The 19,161-nt window shown below is 62.0% G+C and carries 22 protein-coding genes; 2 read left to right on the top strand and 20 right to left on the bottom strand.

The genetic code is table 11. The features are described 5' to 3' along the window. Genes mobF through C2R25_RS00350 form a run of 3 tightly spaced genes read right to left on the bottom strand, consistent with a single transcriptional unit; the run spans position 1 to position 5,746 of the window. Positions 1-3,030 (bottom strand): MobF family relaxase, encoded by a 3,030-nt coding sequence (gene mobF, locus C2R25_RS00360; protein ID WP_103727323.1) that lies wholly within the window; start codon positions 3,028-3,030, stop codon positions 1-3. A 3-nt stretch (positions 3,031-3,033) separates the two neighbouring features. After that, positions 3,034-5,457, bottom strand: coding sequence for a type IV secretion system DNA-binding domain-containing protein (locus C2R25_RS00355; RefSeq protein WP_103727322.1), 2,424 nt, complete (start codon positions 5,455-5,457; stop codon positions 3,034-3,036). After that, complete coding sequence (locus tag C2R25_RS00350; protein WP_103727321.1) at positions 5,450-5,746, bottom strand: hypothetical protein; 297 nt, start codon at positions 5,744-5,746, stop codon at positions 5,450-5,452. The genes C2R25_RS00355 and C2R25_RS00350 overlap by 8 nt, the downstream gene beginning before the upstream one ends. A gap of 522 nt (positions 5,747-6,268) precedes the next feature. On the opposite strand from C2R25_RS00350, the gene C2R25_RS00345 reads away from it, so the two are divergent. Beyond that, a complete protein-coding gene (locus C2R25_RS00345; protein ID WP_103727320.1) occupies positions 6,269-6,523 on the top strand; it encodes a hypothetical protein in 255 nt (84 codons plus the stop codon). Between the two features lie 80 nt (positions 6,524-6,603). On the opposite strand, the gene C2R25_RS00340 is transcribed toward C2R25_RS00345, so the two are convergent. The 14 genes from C2R25_RS00340 to C2R25_RS00275 form a co-directional block, all read right to left on the bottom strand. After that, positions 6,604-7,167 carry a hypothetical protein gene (locus tag C2R25_RS00340; protein WP_103727319.1) on the bottom strand — a complete coding sequence of 188 codons (564 nt, stop codon included), beginning with the start codon at positions 7,165-7,167 and terminating at the stop codon, positions 6,604-6,606. A gap of 1,281 nt (positions 7,168-8,448) precedes the next feature. Beyond that, positions 8,449-9,447, bottom strand: a complete 999-nt coding sequence (locus C2R25_RS00335) for a DUF2493 domain-containing protein (RefSeq protein WP_103727318.1) — start codon at positions 9,445-9,447, stop codon at positions 8,449-8,451. Positions 9,448-10,031: 584 nt separating this feature from the next. Continuing rightward, positions 10,032-10,475, bottom strand: a complete 444-nt coding sequence (locus C2R25_RS00330) for a hypothetical protein (protein WP_103727317.1) — start codon at positions 10,473-10,475, stop codon at positions 10,032-10,034. A gap of 93 nt (positions 10,476-10,568) precedes the next feature. Next, a complete protein-coding gene (locus C2R25_RS00325; protein ID WP_103727316.1) occupies positions 10,569-10,835 on the bottom strand; it encodes a hypothetical protein in 267 nt (88 codons plus the stop codon). A 62-nt stretch (positions 10,836-10,897) separates the two neighbouring features. Then, positions 10,898-11,233, bottom strand: a complete 336-nt coding sequence (locus C2R25_RS00320) for a single-stranded DNA-binding protein (protein WP_103727315.1) — start codon at positions 11,231-11,233, stop codon at positions 10,898-10,900. A 637-nt stretch (positions 11,234-11,870) separates the two neighbouring features. Continuing rightward, complete coding sequence (locus tag C2R25_RS00315) at positions 11,871-12,137, bottom strand: type II toxin-antitoxin system RelE/ParE family toxin (RefSeq protein ID WP_103727314.1); 267 nt, start codon at positions 12,135-12,137, stop codon at positions 11,871-11,873. Further along, positions 12,121-12,348, bottom strand: a complete 228-nt coding sequence (locus tag C2R25_RS00310; protein ID WP_103727313.1) for a DUF6290 family protein — start codon at positions 12,346-12,348, stop codon at positions 12,121-12,123. Before C2R25_RS00310 ends, C2R25_RS00315 begins: the two co-directional genes overlap by 17 nt. Before the next feature lie 320 nt (positions 12,349-12,668). After that, positions 12,669-13,001, bottom strand: a complete 333-nt coding sequence (locus tag C2R25_RS00305) for a hypothetical protein (protein WP_103727312.1) — start codon at positions 12,999-13,001, stop codon at positions 12,669-12,671. 64 nt (positions 13,002-13,065) lie between these two features. Further along, positions 13,066-13,566, bottom strand: a complete 501-nt coding sequence (locus C2R25_RS00300; RefSeq protein WP_233203682.1) for a DUF736 family protein — start codon at positions 13,564-13,566, stop codon at positions 13,066-13,068. A gap of 176 nt (positions 13,567-13,742) precedes the next feature. Further along, positions 13,743-13,964 carry a hypothetical protein gene (locus C2R25_RS00295; protein ID WP_103727311.1) on the bottom strand — a complete coding sequence of 74 codons (222 nt, stop codon included), beginning with the start codon at positions 13,962-13,964 and terminating at the stop codon, positions 13,743-13,745. A gap of 38 nt (positions 13,965-14,002) precedes the next feature. Further along, positions 14,003-14,368, bottom strand: a complete 366-nt coding sequence (locus C2R25_RS20100) for a hypothetical protein (RefSeq protein WP_146049579.1) — start codon at positions 14,366-14,368, stop codon at positions 14,003-14,005. Positions 14,369-14,370: 2 nt separating this feature from the next. Next, positions 14,371-15,117 carry a hypothetical protein gene (locus tag C2R25_RS20605; RefSeq protein WP_199183719.1) on the bottom strand — a complete coding sequence of 249 codons (747 nt, stop codon included), beginning with the start codon at positions 15,115-15,117 and terminating at the stop codon, positions 14,371-14,373. Positions 15,118-15,278: 161 nt separating this feature from the next. After that, positions 15,279-15,779, bottom strand: a complete 501-nt coding sequence (locus C2R25_RS00280; protein WP_158250585.1) for a DUF736 family protein — start codon at positions 15,777-15,779, stop codon at positions 15,279-15,281. A 184-nt stretch (positions 15,780-15,963) separates the two neighbouring features. Next, the gene (locus tag C2R25_RS00275) at positions 15,964-16,188 is read right to left on the bottom strand and encodes a hypothetical protein (protein WP_103727308.1); all 225 of its coding nucleotides are present in this window, start codon (positions 16,186-16,188) and stop codon (positions 15,964-15,966) included. Between the two features lie 157 nt (positions 16,189-16,345). Here C2R25_RS00275 and C2R25_RS00270 point away from each other — a divergent pair. Then, positions 16,346-17,292 (top strand): IS630 family transposase gene (locus C2R25_RS00270; protein ID WP_103727307.1). Its coding sequence is split into 2 segments (ribosomal slippage): positions 16,346-16,682 and positions 16,682-17,292, totalling 948 coding nucleotides; the frame shifts between segments, so codons are not numbered across the junction. Between the two features lie 148 nt (positions 17,293-17,440). Here the strand turns inward: C2R25_RS00270 and C2R25_RS00265 are convergent. The 3 genes from C2R25_RS00265 to C2R25_RS00255 all read right to left on the bottom strand — a co-directional run bounded on the left by C2R25_RS00265 (position 17,441) and on the right by C2R25_RS00255 (position 19,153). Then, complete coding sequence (locus tag C2R25_RS00265) at positions 17,441-17,710, bottom strand: DUF3768 domain-containing protein (RefSeq protein WP_103727376.1); 270 nt, start codon at positions 17,708-17,710, stop codon at positions 17,441-17,443. Between the two features lie 169 nt (positions 17,711-17,879). Next, a complete protein-coding gene (locus C2R25_RS00260; RefSeq protein WP_103727306.1) occupies positions 17,880-18,857 on the bottom strand; it encodes a hypothetical protein in 978 nt (325 codons plus the stop codon). Beyond that, a complete protein-coding gene (locus tag C2R25_RS00255) occupies positions 18,854-19,153 on the bottom strand; it encodes a hypothetical protein (protein WP_103727305.1) in 300 nt (99 codons plus the stop codon). The genes C2R25_RS00260 and C2R25_RS00255 overlap by 4 nt, the downstream gene beginning before the upstream one ends. Between the last annotated feature and the right edge of the window lie 8 nt (positions 19,154-19,161).

Here is a 19,161-nt window from a genome sequence, read left to right as displayed (position 1 = left end):
TCATCGGCTGCGCTCGATGTTGCGTTCGGGTAGGTCGATTTCCTTTGGAGGCGCTGGGATGTCCGCGCTCTTGGCAGGGCCGGTCTGCTCGAGACCGCTCTGCGGTTCGGAGGTCTTCGCGGCGATCTCCGCCAGGACGCTGGCCGGGATGGTTGGGCTGAAGGTGCCCGCCCTGGCCGGGTCAATCCGGTGAGAGTCCCCGAGCTTCTTCTCACCCGTTGTTTCCAGCGCGCTGACCTTGTCTCCTGAGTTGTGTGAGATCGTGTTCAGTAGCTGGTCGCGATCGTTGGTGAAGATCTCGACATCGAAACGAACGCGCGTGAGCATCACGTAGGACAGGCGCTGCGTGGCGAGGTTCTGCTCGGCCGAGTGCATGGCGCCGATGCCTTTGTCGGTGGTCATGCCCTGGGCCTGGTGCATGTTGATCGCGTAGGAGAGGCCGAGACGCTCGAGCATCTTGTCGCCGTGCTGGAGCTCGACGATCTCACCGCGGGCGTTCTCGATCTTCACCCCGTGCTCGCCGATTGAGAGAACTCGCGCCTGCTCAGAGTTGTCGAGGTTCCGGGTCTTGTCGGTGTCGGTCCAGCGGATCTTGTCTCCCTCGTGTATCGTCGTTTCCAGCTTCTCGGAGAGCTTCAGCGTGTCCTTCTTGTCGGCCGGGTTGATTTTCTGCGGATCGAACCGCACCTCGCGGCCGCGCTCGTTCCGAATGACGACGCGCCCCTTGGTATCTGAACCGAGCACCTCGTAGCGCCCGGGCACCAATCCGATGTCATCATTCCGCCGGGCGACCTCGAGGAGAAGACCCGCGCTATAGGTCTGGGCATAGCGCAGCTCCTCCCGGGTCGTGTTGACCTGTTGGAGGGTCGTGAGGCGCAGGCCCTCGCCGGTGATCGAGCCTTCCTGCTTGAGGCCTGCCTGCACCCTGTCGTTGAGCTCTGACCGCGCGACGCGGCCCGAGGCATAGATGGCCGTTCTTTCCCGATCCTCCGGCGTCAGGCTGAGCCAGCGCTCTGCGGCTTTTTCCAGATAGTCGGTGCCATGCGCCTGAACCCTTTCGCCCAGAACCTCGAAAGCTTCCTTGAAGCTTCCAGCACGGCTGAGGCTTGCCACCTGCTGCATGTGCTCGGTTTTCTGGCGCTGGCTCGTCTCTAGCCTCGCCATTGCAGGTTCGTGGCTTTGGACCAGGTGGTAAGCCTTACCCCAGTCGATCGATGGCAACTGCTTCACGTCACCAGTGAGCCAGAGGCCATCGACCTTGTAGGCGTTGGCGATGGTCACGAGGTTGTTCATTGCCTCGTTCGCGACGAGTGACGCCTCGTCCAGCACGATGACCTTGTTCTCGAGCGCGGCGCGCGAAGCCTCGAAGGCTGGCCCCTGCCCTGCACGCGCGCCACGGATATGTTCGTTCACGAACGATGAGACGGTTCGGGCATCGAGCTTAGTCTCGTCGCGCAGCATGGAGACCATCTTGTTCGCGAACGCGAGGCCGATGACCTGCTTGCCTTGCTCGGAAGCCACGGCGGCCATGGCCTCGAGCATGGTGGTCTTACCGGCGCCGGCGACACCCTGGATGACGACAACACGATCGGTGGAGCTTAGCGCAAGCGTTGCAGCTGCTAGCTGCTCGCCGTTAAGCGGACGATCGCCGGCAGCGGCTTGCAGCCGTTCGGTAACCTCGCTGGCCGGCACGATCGGAACAGTTGCGCCCCTGCCCGCGTCGACGCCGGCGAGCAACTGGCGTTCCTGTGCGATGTGCTCGGGTGTGGTGACATGCGTGAAGACACCGTCCAGCCTGTCGCTTGCGCCCTTGACCAACTGGCCGCTTTCCAGAAGCGCCTCGGTTCGTTTCTCGACACCTTCGACGGTCACGCCCGCAAGGCCCAGGTTCAACGCCGTCTTGTAGATATCCGTCAGGGAGAAAGCAGCCTCGCGCTGCCCCAACATGCGAACAGCGGAAGCGACAGCCATTTCCGTGCGGAGCTGCGCAGGTGACAGCGCCACACGAGCAAGCCCCTTGGTGGTCAGATCGTCGGATGGCCGCAGATAATCTCCGATCGCTCCCGCCACGCTGGCGATCACTTCCCTCAGCCTGTCCGGGACGCCGATAGGCCTGTCTGCATCACCGAGGCCGCCGCGTTCGCTCCGATCGAGCGCGTCTGCCATGAGGGATTTGCCATCGAAACCCAGCTCGGCCGCGCGTGCAACCCATGACTCCCCTAGCTTCGCTCGATCCTCGACTTCCAACTTCGCGTCGCGGGTATTGACCACAACCCGGTCCCGGCCCTGGTGAGTTGTGACCCCGATCTCACCAGCCTTGGCAAGCACCTCCTCACGCCGTTTACTGAACTCCTGGATGACCGCTCGAGGAACACCCTTGATCTCGAACTGTCCGTGCTTCCCGGTCAGTTGCGTCTCATATCCTATCTTTGCCAGCTCCTCGCGGAATGCTGCGTGGTAGGCGGAGCCAATCGTCGTGTTGTTCTTAAACAGTTGGCCATTCCAGAGCGCCTGCCACTTTCCGGCTGCGGTCTTGGTGATCGCAGCAATCACGACATGGATGTGGCCCTGAGGGTCGAGCTTGCGGCTCGTGTCGTGCTCGAACAGGGCGTAGACCAGGTTGCCCGTTCGGACCGGCTCGCCGTTGCGGCTTCGGCTGTAGTCGCGCGCCTCCGCCATGGTCCGCTCGACCCACCCCATGGTGGCTTTAACGGCGGTCATATGTGCAGCGAGGATGCGTTTGTCGCCGGCTATGTAAGCCATGACGCTTGCAGACTTCGGCATCGAGAACGTGAGATCGATGCCCGATCGGCGGTTCGCAGATTGATTGACCTGACTTCCGTCCGGAAGCTTGCCGTTCAGGAGGTTCTCGAAGTCCTCCTTCTTCACGTCGCCGGTCAGGCCGAGCTCATCGGATCCCTTACCGCCCCATCCTGTAGCTTCAGCGGAATGCTCGGCGGTGTAGTAGTCGTCCTTGGCGAAGTAGCTGGCTGCGCCGCCAGCGGAGCGTACAGATGCGGTGGAGAGCATGGTTTACATCTCCATCCCGAAATCATCGCCGGCATCGCGGTCTCGGCGATGCTCTTCTTCCTCAAGGCCGATGCCCTGCCGCTCCTCTCTGGCGATGAGACTTTCCTGCTCGTCCTTCCGGGAGTTTGGGCGATCACTCGTCTTGCGCTGGTCCGCATTCTGGAGGCGCTGCGCATCAGTATTGCCCCGCTGCTCCCGCTCAGAATCGGTTCTACCTTCTGGGTTGTCCGACCGAGCTGACGTGAGACCGCCAAGCCAGGATTTGGCTTCGGGAAGTGTCTGCTCAGCACTACCGTTTGGCGCAGGACCCGTGGGGCCGCCATCTGTCCGCACCGTCGATTGTGGAAACGCGCTGCGAAGGGCCTCTGCGCTCTCTTCAGCCTCGCTACGATCCTGGTCGTGCTCCTGCTCGGAATGTTCCTGTCGCTTGCCGAGATCCCGTACCTGCTGGGGCTCATTATCGGGACCATCAGTCTCACGTCCCTCCTCGCCCTTGGCGTCTGTGCCGTCCTCATCCGGGGTATAATCCGAAGCACGCATCTTGGTGACGCGGACGAAGCCTTCCGCGACCTTGGGATAGTTGACCCAGCTCAGCTTGATCTTGGCTGCGGGGAAACCATCGGGGAACTTTACGAAGCCATGCAGAGAGGGCAGCTCCTTGATGTCATCGGGCATGACCAGGTGCTGCACTTCCTTGCGCGGCGTGATCGTGGAGGCGTCGCGGGAGTTGTTGTAACCGTAGCTGTAGGCCTCATCCATCTGGCGGACCTCTCGGCTGCCGATGAAGTCCGAACAGCGCTTCGCGGTCTCGATGTCGGACGTCGTCAGGATGAGCTTGGTGCGAGCCAACGAGCCAAGGTTGATGGCGCCATTCTCGCCATAGGTCTCAGCCAATTTCCCGAAGGAGTGGATGCCCAGAACGAAGGCACCGCCAACGGCCCGCGCAGTCTGTAAGCCGTGCTCGATCGCCGGCAGACGATGTAGCGCATGGACCTCATCCAGTAGGAACCAGGTGCGTACATTGCGGGTGCGGCCGATCCGGAAGAGTGCGTTCACCGCAAGGTCCATCCAAAGGGTCAAGAGGGGCCTGTTCAGAACGAGATCGGGGTGGCTGGAGGTGATGAACAGGATGGCCCCCTCGTCGCCTTCCTGGGCCATCCATCGGTTGATCGAGAAGCCCTCTTCACCCGGCATCGGATCTGGCAGAAAGCGCAAGGCATTCGCATGGGTATTGAAGGTCGCCCGAATTGATTCAGCCATCTTGGCCGCCTGGGTTGCGACAAGCGGCGCAGCGACCGTGTTCTCGAGCTCTTCGCTGATCTTCTTGAGGTCCGCCTGCATGAGGTGATAGGCCAGGGCACCATTGCTGGTCGCACCCTTCTGGATGAGCTTCATGCACATCTCGACAAAGAGGGTTCGCGCGGCTTTCTGCCAGAAGTCGTCCTCGGAGTTATGACCGCCCGGAACGAGCGCTTCCGAAGCCGACAGAAACTCAGCGTAGTTGTCGCAATCCGAGAAGATCGTCCACGGCTTGCACCGCTTATCCATCGTGTTAAGGATCGTGTCGGTCTTGGGGTTGTAAAAGCTTTCCACAAAGCTTCCGGTGAGATCGAAGATGACGCACCGGTGCCCGCGGGCACGGGCCTGCGTGACAAGCTTTTTAAGCTCGGTTGTCTTGCCCGCGCCGGTCGTACCGATGAACATCGCGTGGCTCTGCTCGAGGCGCCAGGGATAGGGGATAGTCGCGAGACGGTAGGGAACGTGGAAGCCCTCGCTCACGCGTTCGGCTATCGGCAATTTGAGAACCTTCTCCGGTATTGCAGGTGGGTCTCTATCCGCGCACTCCTTTCGGAACTCGGCCCGATTATGAGTACCGATCGCCTCGGCTAGTTCATCCCTGGAAACGAGCAACGCACCGCGCTCATGCCGCTCGGTCAGGATCTCCTTCCCCCGCTTTTTCGAGTAGTCGATGAACCAAAGGGTCAGAGGGGCGCAGATGAAAACCGACCCCAGCCCTGAGGCCAGAAGCAGGCGCATAAACTTGTCCCAAGCGTCAACCACAGCCGAGTGGTATGGCACCCACGACATCCGCCCTACGACCACCGAACTATCGGGTAGCGTTAGGTGGACCTGCTTGCTTGGATTGAGCGCCACCCAGTTCCACAATTCCGCATAAATTCTCATCAGCACGAGCTGGATTTCATGCTCGGCGAAATAGAAGAACGAGACCACGGAAAGGAGGACAACGGAGGTCCCGACCCACGTCATCAACGGGACACGCACGCCCGCCCAGGTCATCGCAATCTGGTGGGAGAATAACTGAGATCCGCGAGTGAAATTGCCCGAGTTTCGGACCACCTTTCCGCGAGCGGAGTGGTGCTCGAGCGTAGCCGCTTTTTTGCTGAAGCGGATGTCCTTGTCAGACATGGAATGTCTCCACGTTTGTGGAGGCAGCCTTGACCAGGAGCTCGACGTCTTTCGGGTTGCTTTCCTCAGCCCGCCTGAGGCAATCGATCACGAGAATTTCGAGGCCTTGAAGTAGGCGATCGACATTTACGTTTCGAGCTTTGAGAACAAGTGGTGCGCCGACAAGAATGATATGGCGCACGGCATCTGACCGGTCGCACATTCGCGCGGCAGCGACCTCGTCTACGAGGCGCGCCAACTCGGGCGCAACGCGTACGCTGAGTTGCTGGCTTTCAGTTACTGACTTCATACCAAACTCCAATGGTGCGGAGTCTGGTTCGGTTATCGCGTGATTATTCTAGGGGGTGCTGAGTGCACTGTCTACCCGCTATGCGTCGTCAAACGAAACCAGCTAGACCACTGATTTTGCTCGGCATTTCATTCTAGAATGAACCTGTCACCATATGAAACCAGCGGTTTCATATGGTGACGCTTTAATATCAACGACTTAGACCTACGGCTTGCCGTGTAGGGTGTGCAAAAAATAGGGACTGAAAGCCCCTCCTGGTTCTGTAAGCCGAATGGGTGTTCTTGCGTCTGGCTCGGCTCCCTGTGGGACCAGGTCAGCCGATAGGCTGAACGCTCCAATGGTCCAGAGCATCGAAGGGTCACTGTTGTTTCGCATGGGCGAGTACCGGCTAACGCTCGGCCTTTCGATGCTGAAACCGTAGGGGTCTTTGAGCTCACTAAGCGGAGATAATTTCGGGGTCGATCTGGTGGCTGAATTGAGCAATTATCCGTCCTGAATTTGTAGTGACGGAAGGCTCTCTCTATGTCGAAGATTGAACGTGAACGCGCTGCCCTGAAGCAGGCCGAGGCTGAGCTAGAGGAGCGTCGGAAACGCCTTGAAGAAATGGAGCGCGAGGAGGTGGAACGGGAGCTCCAAAGGTTGGTGAAAAAGGTGTCCCCGGAGAAGGCAATTGCCCTCCTGAAATGTGCGGTCGATCTGGGGACGAAGCGGGCGCTAGAGGCTCTGCAATCTGCGTCTGTTGGTGCGCCGGAGAAGGCACAAGCAGAACCAGCCTGAGCGCGAGAGCAGAAGGCAAAAAAAGGGCGCCGGAAGCTTGCTTCCAGCGCCCTTCTCAGTTGGTGGAGTGGATGGAGGCTTTAAGCCCACTCCAGGTAGGGAAATTGTTCACCGCAATCCGTTGCCGCTAGACGCACCAGATACTCGTGGATATGCTCAATCCTCGCCGCCTCGAACCGTCGATGACATGAGACGTCCCGTAGAGCACTGCGGAGCCGATCTAGCGAGATCGTGCCTTCATCGCTTGGCGTATCTCCGATGCAATCCACGACCGCTCGAGCTTGCTTCCTTGAAAGCAGAATGTCCGGCGAGAGGGTGATATGTTGGCTGACATGGAGAGTTACCTCAGGGTCCTGAGGTGAGCGCGCAACGCGCAACGATCTGCCAAGGAATTGGGCTTCCTCGACCACGGACAGAATGTCGTCGCGATCGGGGAAGACTGTCGCGAATCTGGCCAACGCTATGCCGTTTGCATTGACCTCGAAGTTCAGTGCTGTCCCTTCGGACTCTCCCTCCTCAACCTCGACAAAGTGACCGGCGGACTGAAAGAGAAAGCGAAGCTTCGCGAGCTCACGTGCGTTGAGTTCAACGGGGCTTGTGTGAAGCCGCGTCTGGGTGTCGATAATGCGGAAGACAGTGGGCATTGCTCTCTCTCCATCTGAAAGCCTGCCCCTTCACCTCCCTCCTCTCTTTTCGCGGCATCTTGTGCCGCTGCTAATTGCCCACCAAGGCGATGCCGGTTGGCTCTGGTAAGTGGTCCTCAGGTCCATCCGGCGAGGCCGTGACCCGGCAAGGCAGACCGCGCGAAGCGAGACGCCCGAATGGGCGGCAGCGAGCGCGGGACTGACGCGCCGGCCACTGCCCTCACCCCATGCGGCCGACCTCTCGTAAAGCGGATCGCAGGCGAGCCGGGGCGATGCACCAGGACCGCGACGGCGGGCCGGTGCAAGCCCATCCGGCGAGGCCGTGACCCGGCAAGGCAGACCGTGCGAAGCGAGACGCCCGAATGGGCGGCAGCGAGCGCGGGACTGACGCGCCGGCCACTGCCCTCACCCCATGCGGCCGACCTCTCGTAAAGCGCATCGCAGGCGAGCCGGGGCGATGCACCAGGACCGCGACGGCGGGCCGGTGCAAGCCCATCCGGCGAGGCCGTGATCCGGCAAGGCAGACCGTGCGAAGCGAGACGCCCGAAGGGGCGGCAGCGAACGCGGGACTGACGCGCCGGCCACTGCCCTCACCCCATGCGGCCGACCTCTCGTAAAGCGCATCGCAGGCGAGCCGGGGCGATGCACCAGGACCGCGACGGCGGGCCGGTGCAAGCCCATCCGGCGATGCCGTGATCCGGCAAGGCAGACCGTGCGAAGCGAGACGCCCGAAGGGGCGGCAGCGAGCGCGGGACTGACGCGCCGGCCACTGCCCTCACCCCATGCGGCCGACCTCGCGTAAAGCGCATCGCAGGCGAGCCGGGGCGATGCACCAGGACCGCGACGGCGGGCCGGTGCAAGCCCATCCGGCGAGGCCGTGACCCGGCAAGGCAGACCGCGCGCAGCGAGACGCCCGAAGGGGCGGCAGCGAGCGCGGGACTGACGCGCCGGCCACTGCCCTCACCTCATGCGGGCGACCTGGCGTATCGCGCACCGCAGGCGAGCCGGGGCGATGCACCAGGGCCGCGACGGCGGGCCGGTGCAAGCCCATCCGGCGATGCCGTGATCCGGCAAGGCAGACCGCGCGTAGCGAGACGCCCGAAGGGGCGGCAGCGAGCGCGGGACTGCCGCGCCGGCCACTGTCCGTGCGGATTGCGAGCGATCTGCCCTGAGGGCATGTCGCGATCGCGGCGAAGGGGTTCGATGCCCCTGAGCCGCGCTGTAGCGTGACAGAAAGAAGGAGGGAGGCCCGGGCGGATGCCCGAGCCTCCCGATGGGCGCTTACGCCCGTTGGGTGCGCTGTGCGGCGCGTTGATCGGCGATGCGGCGGATGTGCAGCGGCACCCCCGCTTGACGGAGGCGCTGCGCGAGGTTGGACTGGATGCCCGAACCTTCGCAGACGATGGCCTCGACCGGCCGCAGCTTGACCAGGTTCTCGTTGCGCAGGAAGGGCGCGCGGTTGCCGAGTTCTTTCATCTTGGGGATGAAGCTGATCACCTTGACCTTGCGCGCTTGAGCCCATGACGTGGCGATAGCGTCGACGCCCTTGCGCATCCCGGTCGTGGCCAGCACCATCTCGGGGACCCGGGCCTTGATGTCGTCGAGGATGTCCCAGAGCATCTCGTGGTCATGCCAGACTTGACCACCGGACACGACAACCATCGGACCGGTGGGAGCGTGCTCCTCGTTGCGCTGGCGATTGCGGGCGGCGAGGAAGTCGCGCGCCGCGATCTGCGAGGCGGTGACCCCGGTGCGTGCGACCTGCGACCCGCGCGTGGCGGTGAAGGGCTTTCCGGTCTCGACGTGGTAGACGGCCGAAGCGTGGTCGCGCATGGCCTCGAGAGCCTCGCGGCATCCCTGCAGGGTCTGGCAGAGCAGCTGCGTCTCTTCCATCTCAACCGCGTGGATCTCCGAGGGATCGTAGTTGCGGGCGAGTTCACCCAGCTTCTTGGCGGCGTCGTCCTCGCGGCCTTCGGCGATGCGGGCGGTCATGTGGAAGGAGTTCACGAACCCCCAGACGATCTGCTGCGCGAACTCTTCCATGCGGGTGTCGCGGAAGACGTCGAAGATCGTTCCGACGGCGAGTTCAACGGCGGCGCGAGCCATGTCCGGATCGGGCATCTCGGTCGCCATCGGCTCGTCCATGACGCTCAGCTTGGCGAGCTCGGAGTGCTCGATGAAAGCACCGTCGTAGCTCTGCTCGTGGGCGTCGTCGGAGCGTGTAGCGCGGTCAGCGGCGAGGGTGGCTGCGAGGTCAGCGAAGTTGGTGAACTTGTTCATGTAAACCTCCATTTTCCTGTCATCCTCTTGATGACCCCCATCATCAGGCACCGGGGATCAGGAGGTCAGGGACGGCCGGAGGCCGCCGCGCAGCGGGCCGTGGGGGAGCCGATTTTCTCGGCGCCCTGGAGCGGAGCGGAGGGGTGTCGTGAAAATTGGGGGACCGCGGATCCTTGACGGACGCCAAGCCCCGCGTGCCAAACTTGGCCTACAGTGTGAGAATATTTTAGAATTGAGGTTTCCCCGCGCCCTCACGCCCTAGGGTGCGGTTTGCGCCGCGATTCCGGGCGCGGCCGCCTTCCGCAAGGGATCGTTACCCGTCAGGGCCGAGACCCGCATCGCGGGGCTCGGTGGAGCTTGGGCATCGAGCGCGCCGGCGACTGCCGGCAATGCGAAGAGGCCCTAGCGGAATAGAGCCCGGTCCCGCTGGCGGGATGCGGCTGTGAACAAGGCCGCTCCTACGTTGACAAGACTGGCGGGATGAAGGAGATCAGGAGTGTCTGATCCTAGATCTTTCCGGGGGTTCCGCTGTTCGAGCAGCGGGCCCCTTTTTCGCGTTCGTGCCGGGTTTACGCACCAGCTGTTCAGTGGATACTGCGGGGTTCTGGCTTTGGATCGAGGTAGAACTCGAAATTCTCGATCAGCAATCCTCGTCCCTTCGGATCATTGACGGCGGCGAAATTGAAGGTTCGTCGGTGGCCTGAGGAGACGATCGCTAGCAAGGCCTGCATGGCCAGGCGGGAGATCGCGATACGGCATCCGATCTTGGAATCACGCTCCTGTTCTGTCTTGGGAAGACGCAGGAGCAGTTCCTCCTGGGCAGGAGCGGCGTCTTTGGGGGCGACGTAGAAAGTAATGGCGATCGGGAGTGGTGTCTCTAGATCCTCGGAACGACCCAGCATCTTGACCTCAATGAACTCCTCCGGCTCTAAGCTGTAGTCTGCCTCAAGATTGACGATGAGGTCTGGATTTTTGATTTGCACCTCGATTTCGCCGGATCCGGATTCCTTGTTGCTTTCTCGGCTCATCGACTCCCCCGGCGTTTTTTGTGCATCAGGGGTAACAGCAGGAGGCGCCAAGGCGAAGCCCTGGCGCCGGCATAGTTGCGCTGCGAGAACTTGCTAAGCGGCGAGGGGAATCTGGGTGCTGAGCGATAGGCCCAAGGCTTCCATTTGGGCGAGATGGGCTATGTAGAGCTGTCCCCAGGCGAGGGCTTCGCTGATTTCCTCGTCCTCACCGAAGATGCGGCAGAGCTGGGTCGGCTCGAGGGAGCCAAGGTCGAGGGTTCCGAGCAGCTGATCGCGGCGTTCGGCGTAGCGTTCCAGCGCGTGGAGCTGGTGCGTTGCGCGATCGATGTTGCGCTGCGCGGTGATGGCGAAGTCCTTCATGGCGGGGAACTCCCTTGCCCGAGAAGAGGAAGGGCGGCGCGGTGCGCCGCCCTCGCTGGGGTTCAGATGAACTCGACGTCTTCGGCGATGATCTCGCAGCCGTAGCGCGTCTGGCCTTCGTTATCGGTCCATCGGGTGTAGTGGATGCGGCCGGTCACGGCGAGGAGGTCGCCCTTTTCCTTGTGGTTGCGCACGCCCATTCCCATGCCGTTGAAGATGGTGATCTTGTGGAACTCGGCGTCCTTGATGGGGTAGCCGGTCTCGGGGTCCTTCTGGACCTTTCCGTCGCGGATGCGGGGGCGTTCGGTCACGAGGGTGAGTTCGGTGATGCGGGTGTCTCCGCGATCGCGAGCGATGGGGTCCTTGGCAAGGCGACCGACGAGTTGGACGTTGTTCATTTTCCTAAGCCTCCAGTTGATCCGGTGGTTCGTCCGCCGGTGCCCCTGTTGAGCCCCTGGGCGCAGGCCGGCCCACCGGAGCGAAGCGAAGGGGAACCCCTAAGGAGCGGGGTGGTGCGGGCAGCCCGCGCAGCGGGCAACACGGCCCGTGACGCCGGGGTTGGGCAGGTTTGCGAACAGGGGCAAGGGGCACTACCGAGGCGGTCGGACCACCGGATCTCTCTGGTGGCTGGTGCCGGAAAAGAACGACCTCGCCCGGCTCGTCTCAAAGCCGCAAGGGCCCCATCGCTTGCGATCGCCCCTCGGGACAGCCAGCGTCATCGGGCTTGCCCGTCCAGCGTGAACGACTGGCGCCCACGCCGGCGGCGAAGCTGGAAGAATTGCCGGCTACCCCGTCAAGGACGCGGTCGCGGGTTCCACCTCACTGTTCGGCATGGGATGTGCGCAACCACTTTGAAGGGCGCTGCGGTGACCGGCTGCGTCCATGCCCTGGGCCGTGAGCAACGATGCCTTCAAGCGCACGCCTTGTAGGCATATCGTCGATCGCGAGGCCTCTACCTTCGCGAAGGAGGTGCACTGCGCCTTATCGCTTCGTTGGCGGGGTGCCCGTGCAGGAGCAAAGCGGCCCCGGTGCTGCTTACCGGTAGATGTCGCTGCGATGCCCGACGGTGAGCACAAGGATCACCAGCTTGCCGTCCTCGATCTGGCAGATCAGCCGGTAATCGCCCACTCGGTAGCGCCACAGCCCCGCGAGCTGACCAGCGAGCGCTTTCCCGCTCGATCGAGGGTCAGCGCCGCTGGCGATGCGTTCGCGCAGGAAGGTGGTGATGCGCCTGGCGGCGGTTCGGTCCAGTTTGGAGAGGGACTTCTCGGCGCTGGTGGTGAGTTCAATCCGCCAAGCCAAGGCGCTTCTCCACTTCGTCTAGTGAGCTCGTCGTTTCGCGGCCGGCGCGAACGTCCTCGAGCACCTTCTGGGCGAGATAGACATCCTCCATGTCCTCGATGCCTCGCTCGATGATCTCGCGCAGGTAGAAGGCCTTGCTGCGCCCCGTCGTGGCGGCGAGGCGATCGAGGCGCTGTTCGATCTCAGGTGCGAGCCTGATGGAAGTAGCCATGGGACGAGAACTCCAAGCGTGAATACACGTATTCACTGTATCACAATCCGATGTGAAGTGCGAGCGACTTGGCCGCACCGGATAATCCGCGAAGCGGAATAAATGGAAAGACCCGCCACACCGGTAGGGGATCCGGTTGGGCGGGTCTTTCCGCCGACGCGGGGGGCTCACGTCGGCTAGGGGAGCGCTTGTGTGTTGGACCGAACCCGCGCGCTTGAGGCTAGTCGCGGTCCTCAATCCCGATTTTGGCCCTGGGATCTCAGGCGAACATCAGAACCCCTGATGAGCGGACCGAGGACTGTCGCGCCTCGGTATGCGGTTCAGGCGACTGCGGCTTCGCGTTCGTCGGCAACTTCGTTGTCGCCAAGAGATGCGCTCACAGGACACTGGAAGCCGATATCCATTTTCACGGCAAGGCCGGATAAGTCGCTATGAGCGCGCACGAGCTCGGAACGAGCCTCGATCAGGCTGCGCTGCAGGTTAGCGACCCGAGCCATTGGACGCTGCATCGTATGAGCTTCGACGTTGGTGGCGACCCGGGCGCGGACCATCTCGATCAGGAGCGTGCTCGCGCTGGCGAGCAGGTTGTCCATGTCGGTTTCGACGCTCTGGATGCTGCGGCCGATGCGCAGGGCGGCAACTTGTGGGGTCATGCGATTGGTACTCCGTACAAGGGGTACGCCGGGCATCGCTGCCCGGCGCGGGGTTAGTGCAATGTCAGGCGTTTTCGGGCTCTTTCTGCTTGCCACGCGCCTTGCCTGGAGCCGGAGCGGTGCTTTCCCCGAGGCCATCGCCTGCCGGCGTCTGTGTGGGTACGTGATCGTCGTCGAGACCGGCCGGCGGCATCGGCGGGAGGGCGTTGTCGCCGCCCGCGACGGGCATTTCGCGCTTGCGCTGCGGGCGCCGCCAGCTGACGTTGAAGCTGCCGTCCTCCTGCCGGAACATGGCCACATCAAGGGCCTTCTCGAGGCTCGGATCGTCGAGACGGCCTGAGTAGAAGCTCTCGCCCGATCCGTTGGCCGAGTATTCCCACAGCGCGCCGATCTTCACCCAGGTCCGGCGATCGGCCGAAAGGCCCATCACGTCGAAGGCGGGTGCCTTGTCGTTGTTCGAGATGACCTCGCGCAGTGCGACAACCGCGTTGAAGCCCAGCGTCACGATGCGACCAACCGGAGTGCCCTGCTCGTTCAGCTTCAGATTGCCAATGTTCATGCTCATGCCACTTCTCCTGGTACGCCCGAACCCATTGTCCGGACCCACCATCCTCCTTCCCCCTCCTCCCCCGGGCCCTTCCGGCCCGGCCCGCGCGAACGCGCGTATCCGCCACGCCAAAGGCGAGGCGTGACAGGCGTCAGCAGTGGGAGTGGAAAAGAAAAAGGTGCGGCGTTAGCCGGTCACAGGTCTTCGATGTCGGCTAGCAACGGCTCGGCATGAATCGGCGGAACGAACCAGGCGCGGTACTTGGGCTTCCAGGCTGCGCGTCCGTCAATGATCTCGGCGACGGCATTGGCCTGTGGTGATCCAGGTGGTGTCCAGATCGAGACATCCCCGTTATCGAAACGGGTGATCCACACTTTGCCAAGGCTTGTCTCGATCGTTTCCTTGTCCTGCGCCATACCGGCATAGTGGCAAGGCCGCGCGTCGGGTCAACAGCTTAGGACTGGTGGGGATTTCGCCGGGGCGCGTTCTTCAAGTGGAAGGCTGCAATAGCCTTGGTTTGTCGTTCGATCTTGCGCTCGATGGCACCGATTTCATTTCGGGCATCAAGGCGCAATTCACCGAGCCTGCGCTGGAAATGTGCTTCATGCTGCCTCGTCCAGTCGCTTGCGTGACGCCCGAAGGTGGTTGGCAGATTCCGGCATGTGCGCGTGTCTGCCTCGGCTGCATGAGTGAGGCGCAACTGCAGGGTGCGCAGGCGCACCCTGTTCTCCTCACGGCGATCGCGCATCAAGCGTAGCTGATGCGCAACTTCATCCCTTTCTGTGGCGGGAACCGATGCCCGATTGGCGGTGCGAAGCATCGTCATCCCTCTTGAGGTTGTGATGCTGGGGCGGATTTGCAGGAGGTCCGATAGCCTTCAGCCCGGGCAATCAGAGCGCGAATGTCGGCTTCGTGGCGTAGGAGCTCGTCGAGGCAATCCGCGGCGCTATCTGCAAAGGTGGGATGGTCGGGATTGCTCATGTCGATTACGCCGGCGATCGCCGTCAGGACGGTGAGCACACATGGTGCGGAAGCGTCGGTTGTCTGTTCGGCAGTTTCGCAGCCGGATATGCTATCCTTCAGGCAGTCTGGCACAAGTTCGGGGAACCCGGCTCTCAGGTTGCCGTGCAAAGTTTCGTTGTTCTTCGGGAAAAACGATCCATCGTCCCGCGCCCTTGTCGTCATCATCGCGCCGCGGACGATCTCGTCGAAAGTTCGACCTCCCAGATCAGCGGTTCCATCCGATCCGTATTGGATCGGCGGAGCAAACCCGGCACTGAGCCAGGATGGAACTCCGTCTTCGACTTTGTTGATGTACTCGGTTGCAACCGGGTCATCCTGGGCGGCATCGGTGATTTCGGCGACCAATTCGCGGTAGGTTCCAAAGTCGTGCCGGTTCGCCTTGGAGCGAAGGGTTACCCCTTCAGGGGGAACGCCATGGACAGCGATGATTGCGGCACGATAGAGCCTGACCTCCATCTGGTTGATGGTGTCAAAGTTCTGTGTCTGGCCTAGTTGGGCGCAATCTTCGTTGTACGGTACGGCGCCGATGTCGACGGTGTAGGGCATCGTCTTCTCCTTTCTTTCCGGTTCAGCCCTTCCCTCCCTCTCGCCTTTGATCAGTGGCCTGGTGCGTGAGAGCATTGCGCAAAAAAAGGCTCGCCGCTCAGGTGAGTGGCGAGCCGATGGGGTCGGCCGACGCTGGAGGAAGGCGCCGGCCGGTATCGGTGTCAGGCGTTTTCGGGCTCCTTCTGCTTGCCGCGCACCTTGCCGGGAGCGGGAGCGGTGCTTTCCCCGAGGCCGTCGCCTGCCGGTGCCTGTGCGGGTGCGTGATCGTCGTCGAGACCGGCGGGCGGCATCGGCGGGAGGGCGTTGTCGCTGCCCGTGACGGGCATTTCACGCTTGCGCTGCGGGCGCCGCCAGCTGACGTTGAAACTGCCGTCCTCCTGCCGGAACATGGCCACATCAAGGGCCTTCTCGAGGCTCGGATCGTCGAGACGGCCTGAGTAGAAGCTCTCGCCCGATCCGTTGGCCGAGTATTCCCACAGCGCGCCGATCTTCACCCAGGTCCGGCGATCGGCCGAAAGGCCCATCACGTCGAAGGCGGGTGCCTTGTCGTTGTTCGAGATGACCTCGCGCAGTGCGACAACCGCGTTGAAGCCCAGCGTCACGATGCGACCAACCGGAGTGCCCTGCTCGTTCAGCTTCAGATTGCCAATGTTCATGCTCATGCCACTTCTCCTGGTACGCCCGAACCCATTGTCCGGACCCACCATCCTCCTTCCCCCTCCTCCCCCGGGCCCTTCCGGCCCGGCCCGCGCGAACGCGCGTATCCGCCACGCCAAAGGCGAGGCGTGACAGGCGCCAGCAGTGAGAATGGAAAAGAGAAAGGTGCGGCGTTAGCCGGTCACAGGTCTACATAGGGCTGATGCTGAACATCCAGCCATTGACCGTGATCATTTCGCCCTCGTTGCGGTCATAGGCCCTAAAGCGGCTATCAAGATTGGCATCGGGTTTGATCAGCAACTCGAGTGTATGCATCGAGCAATCCGCGATTACGGCTGAGGTATAGCCAGCAGCAATCGCGCCTGTTTCTGTGTGTTGGGCGATCCTCTCGCCCGCTCGATCAGTGTGGGTCATTTTATAATGGCTCCGAGATCATCGGTCTGCGATCGCAATGTCGGCGCGCGCCTTCAGCGCTGCTAGAGCGGTTTCCACACGATCTGACTCGTCAGGGATTCCCTTCGCGGCGCCGTTGTGATTCAGCCTTCCTGCTGGTGGCAGGAGGCCAGCATGGATGGCACGAACGCTATCACAGGATCTTCGGGACCGAGTTGTCGCAGCGATTGATGGTGGGCTGAGTTGCCATGCGGCAGCGGCCCGCTTCGGGGTCAGCGTGTCGAGCGCGATCCGCTGGCGACGGCTTGCGTTGGAGCATGGCCGGGCCGTTGCCAAGCCGCGCGGCGGTGACCGGCATTCAGGTAAGATCGAAGCGCACGGCGGCTTCATTCGGGAACTGATCGCCGAGCAGGGCGACATGACCTTGGTCGAGGTTCAGGCGCGGCTGATCGAGCGTGGGGCCCCGGTCGGTATCGGCACGGTGCATCGCTTCTTCGTGCGTCACGGGATCACGCGCAAAAAAAGACCGGTCACGCGATCGAGCAGGACCGTCCCGACGTCCTGAGGCAACGGCAGCATTGGTTCGACGGCCAGATCGACCTCGAACCCGAACGCCTCGTCTTCATCGACGAGACGTGGACCGCCACCAACATGACCCGCAGCCATGGCCGCTGCCGGAAGGGCGAGCGGCTGCGGATGGGCTTCCCGCACGGCCACCGCAAGACCACCACGCTGGTCGCGGGCCTGCGCATGGATGGCATGGTCGCGCCGATGGTGCTGGACGGGCCGATCAACGGCGACTGGTTCGAAGCCTATGTCGCCCAGGTGCTGGTGCCCGAACTGCGTCCCGGCGACGTGGTCATCATGGACAACCTCTCGAGCCACAAACGGGCCGCCGTGAAGGAAAGGATCGAAGCTGCCGGCGCGACCCTGCGCTTCCTCCCGCCATACAGCCCGGACTTCAATCCAATCGAAAAGGCCTTCTCCCGGCTCAAGGCCATGCTCCGCAAGGCAGGAGAGCGCACCGTCAGCGGCCTGTGGGACCTGATCGGCAGGCTCGTCGATATCTTCAAGCCCGACGAATGTGCAAACTACTTCAAATCATGCGGCTATGAACCGGAATGAATGGAAACCGCTCTAATCGCGAAGTTTATCTTCTGCGTTGCCTTGGGTGCTCCAGCTTCGCGAAGCAGTCTGCGGGCCTGACGCATCAGTTGCAAGGCTTCGTCGATCTGCCGTTTGGCACGTGGTCTGGCGGGTTTGATGCGCCGCATCAGTAATCCTCCGCTGCCATGATGGTCACTACACGCCGCGTGATTGATGCGTCGGCGGGATCTTCGGAACCGAACTGAAGGTTCACATCGAAGTAGTCGACCTTCAAAAACGCTTTCACGCCTTCGATTTCGAAGCTGGCGAAATCACGCTCGGGTGAGTCGTCTTTGAAAGTGCAACTCCGCGCGGCCTTCATGGCTTTGGCTTGTGCAACAACCCGACCGATTGGCGATCCATCCGACAATTTGGCCAGCAGATTGGATGTCATCATGATCTTGGATGTTCGATCGAGACCGAGACGAGCGCGATCGTTGAGGCGCGCTATGGTATCGATAGGGTTCGTCTGTGACTGAAGCATGGCCGTTCCTTTCGGTTGGTGCGCCTCATCTGTCCCTCTCCCCTTTGCTCCGGTTCGCTCGCGCGAACTGGAAGATGACGCATCACGCCGTGATCCGCCCGTCTTGCGTGTGGAACCTCTCCAGCCATGTTTCGAGCGTGGGCCGCGCCTCTACGGGTTGGTGTGATGCCTGTTCCTGGAAGCGGACGAGTGATGTTGGCGCTGAGGCAATGATTGCTTCGATATCGGCTTCAGGGAGCAGCTTCTCGGTGCGGATGAAGTCTGTCATGCGACCAGGCCTGGTTCGCGTCGCGCGCCGCCAAAGGCCTTCAACCGTTCGTAATCGCGGAGCGGCGCGAGCTTCGATGAGCACGATCATACGTAGCCAGTAGTCCGGTAGAGCGCGCACCTCGTCTGGCTTCATCGCGGTACAGAAAACACAACTCGATTTCGGAGGCACCGGTAGACCCTCGGCGCGAATACGGTTTTCACATGCTTCGCGGTCCCATCCCCAGAGGCGAAGGGGATAGCTGTTGTCGAACAGCGGATCCTCGATCGTCACCGCATGGGAGTAGCGTTGGCTATCTCGTTTCCCGGCATCGTAGCCTATGTAGCGGATTACCTTGTCGCCTCGTGCCCAGGCATCGATCGCCGGTTTCCAAGTCTTGATGAATGACTCTTGCGGAGCAGCTTTGTATTTTAGCGAACAAGAGGAACGCCCAAACGCGATGCTCGGGAGGCATCCGTTCGTCAGGAGAGAACCTGCAAGATCGGCGTAGGGTGGGTAGTTCTTGAATCGTTTGGTTACGTAGCGAACGACATGGAACTCAATATCGCGCTGCTTCATCCAATCTCGCATGAGATCGAGGTAGGCGTAGGTTTCCGGCTTCTCAGCACCGGGGTCGGCCGTCAGCACGAGATCGGGCTTCCGCCCTTGGCTGACCAGCTCGATCAGCAGAGCGGTTGAATCGACCCCGACGCCATAGCACAGAACGGTCGGGGAGCGTTGCACGTCGAGGTATTCCACCTCTCGATTGAGCGGTGTTGGTATGGGGGCAACCCGTTTAGCCGGCCCTGTCATGCCGCGACCGCCAAAGACGAAGTATCCCAGTCATACTCGGGAAGCTCTTCGAGGACCGGCCCATCACAGTCCCACATGATCCATTGGCAACCCTCGCGTTTGGCGACGTGCACGGCGGAACGAATTTCCAGTGGGACGTCCTCGGCCTCGGTGATGGCGCAATCGTCGCACACGTACATGAACCAACCGTAGCCCCCCTTGTTAAAGCAGGCCCATGGGCATGTGGGCACCCATTGCTGCGCGGTCTGAGGGCTCATGTGGGAGGTGCTGAGCACCAGCATCTTGGCGAGTTCCATAGAGGCTC

It is taken from the genome of Novosphingobium sp. HII-3, assembly GCF_002916655.1.
GTDB lineage: Bacteria > Pseudomonadota > Alphaproteobacteria > Sphingomonadales > Sphingomonadaceae > Novosphingobium > Novosphingobium panipatense.
Note: the sequence above shows the minus strand (reverse complement) of the source record. Positions and strands in the feature narration are given on the sequence as shown.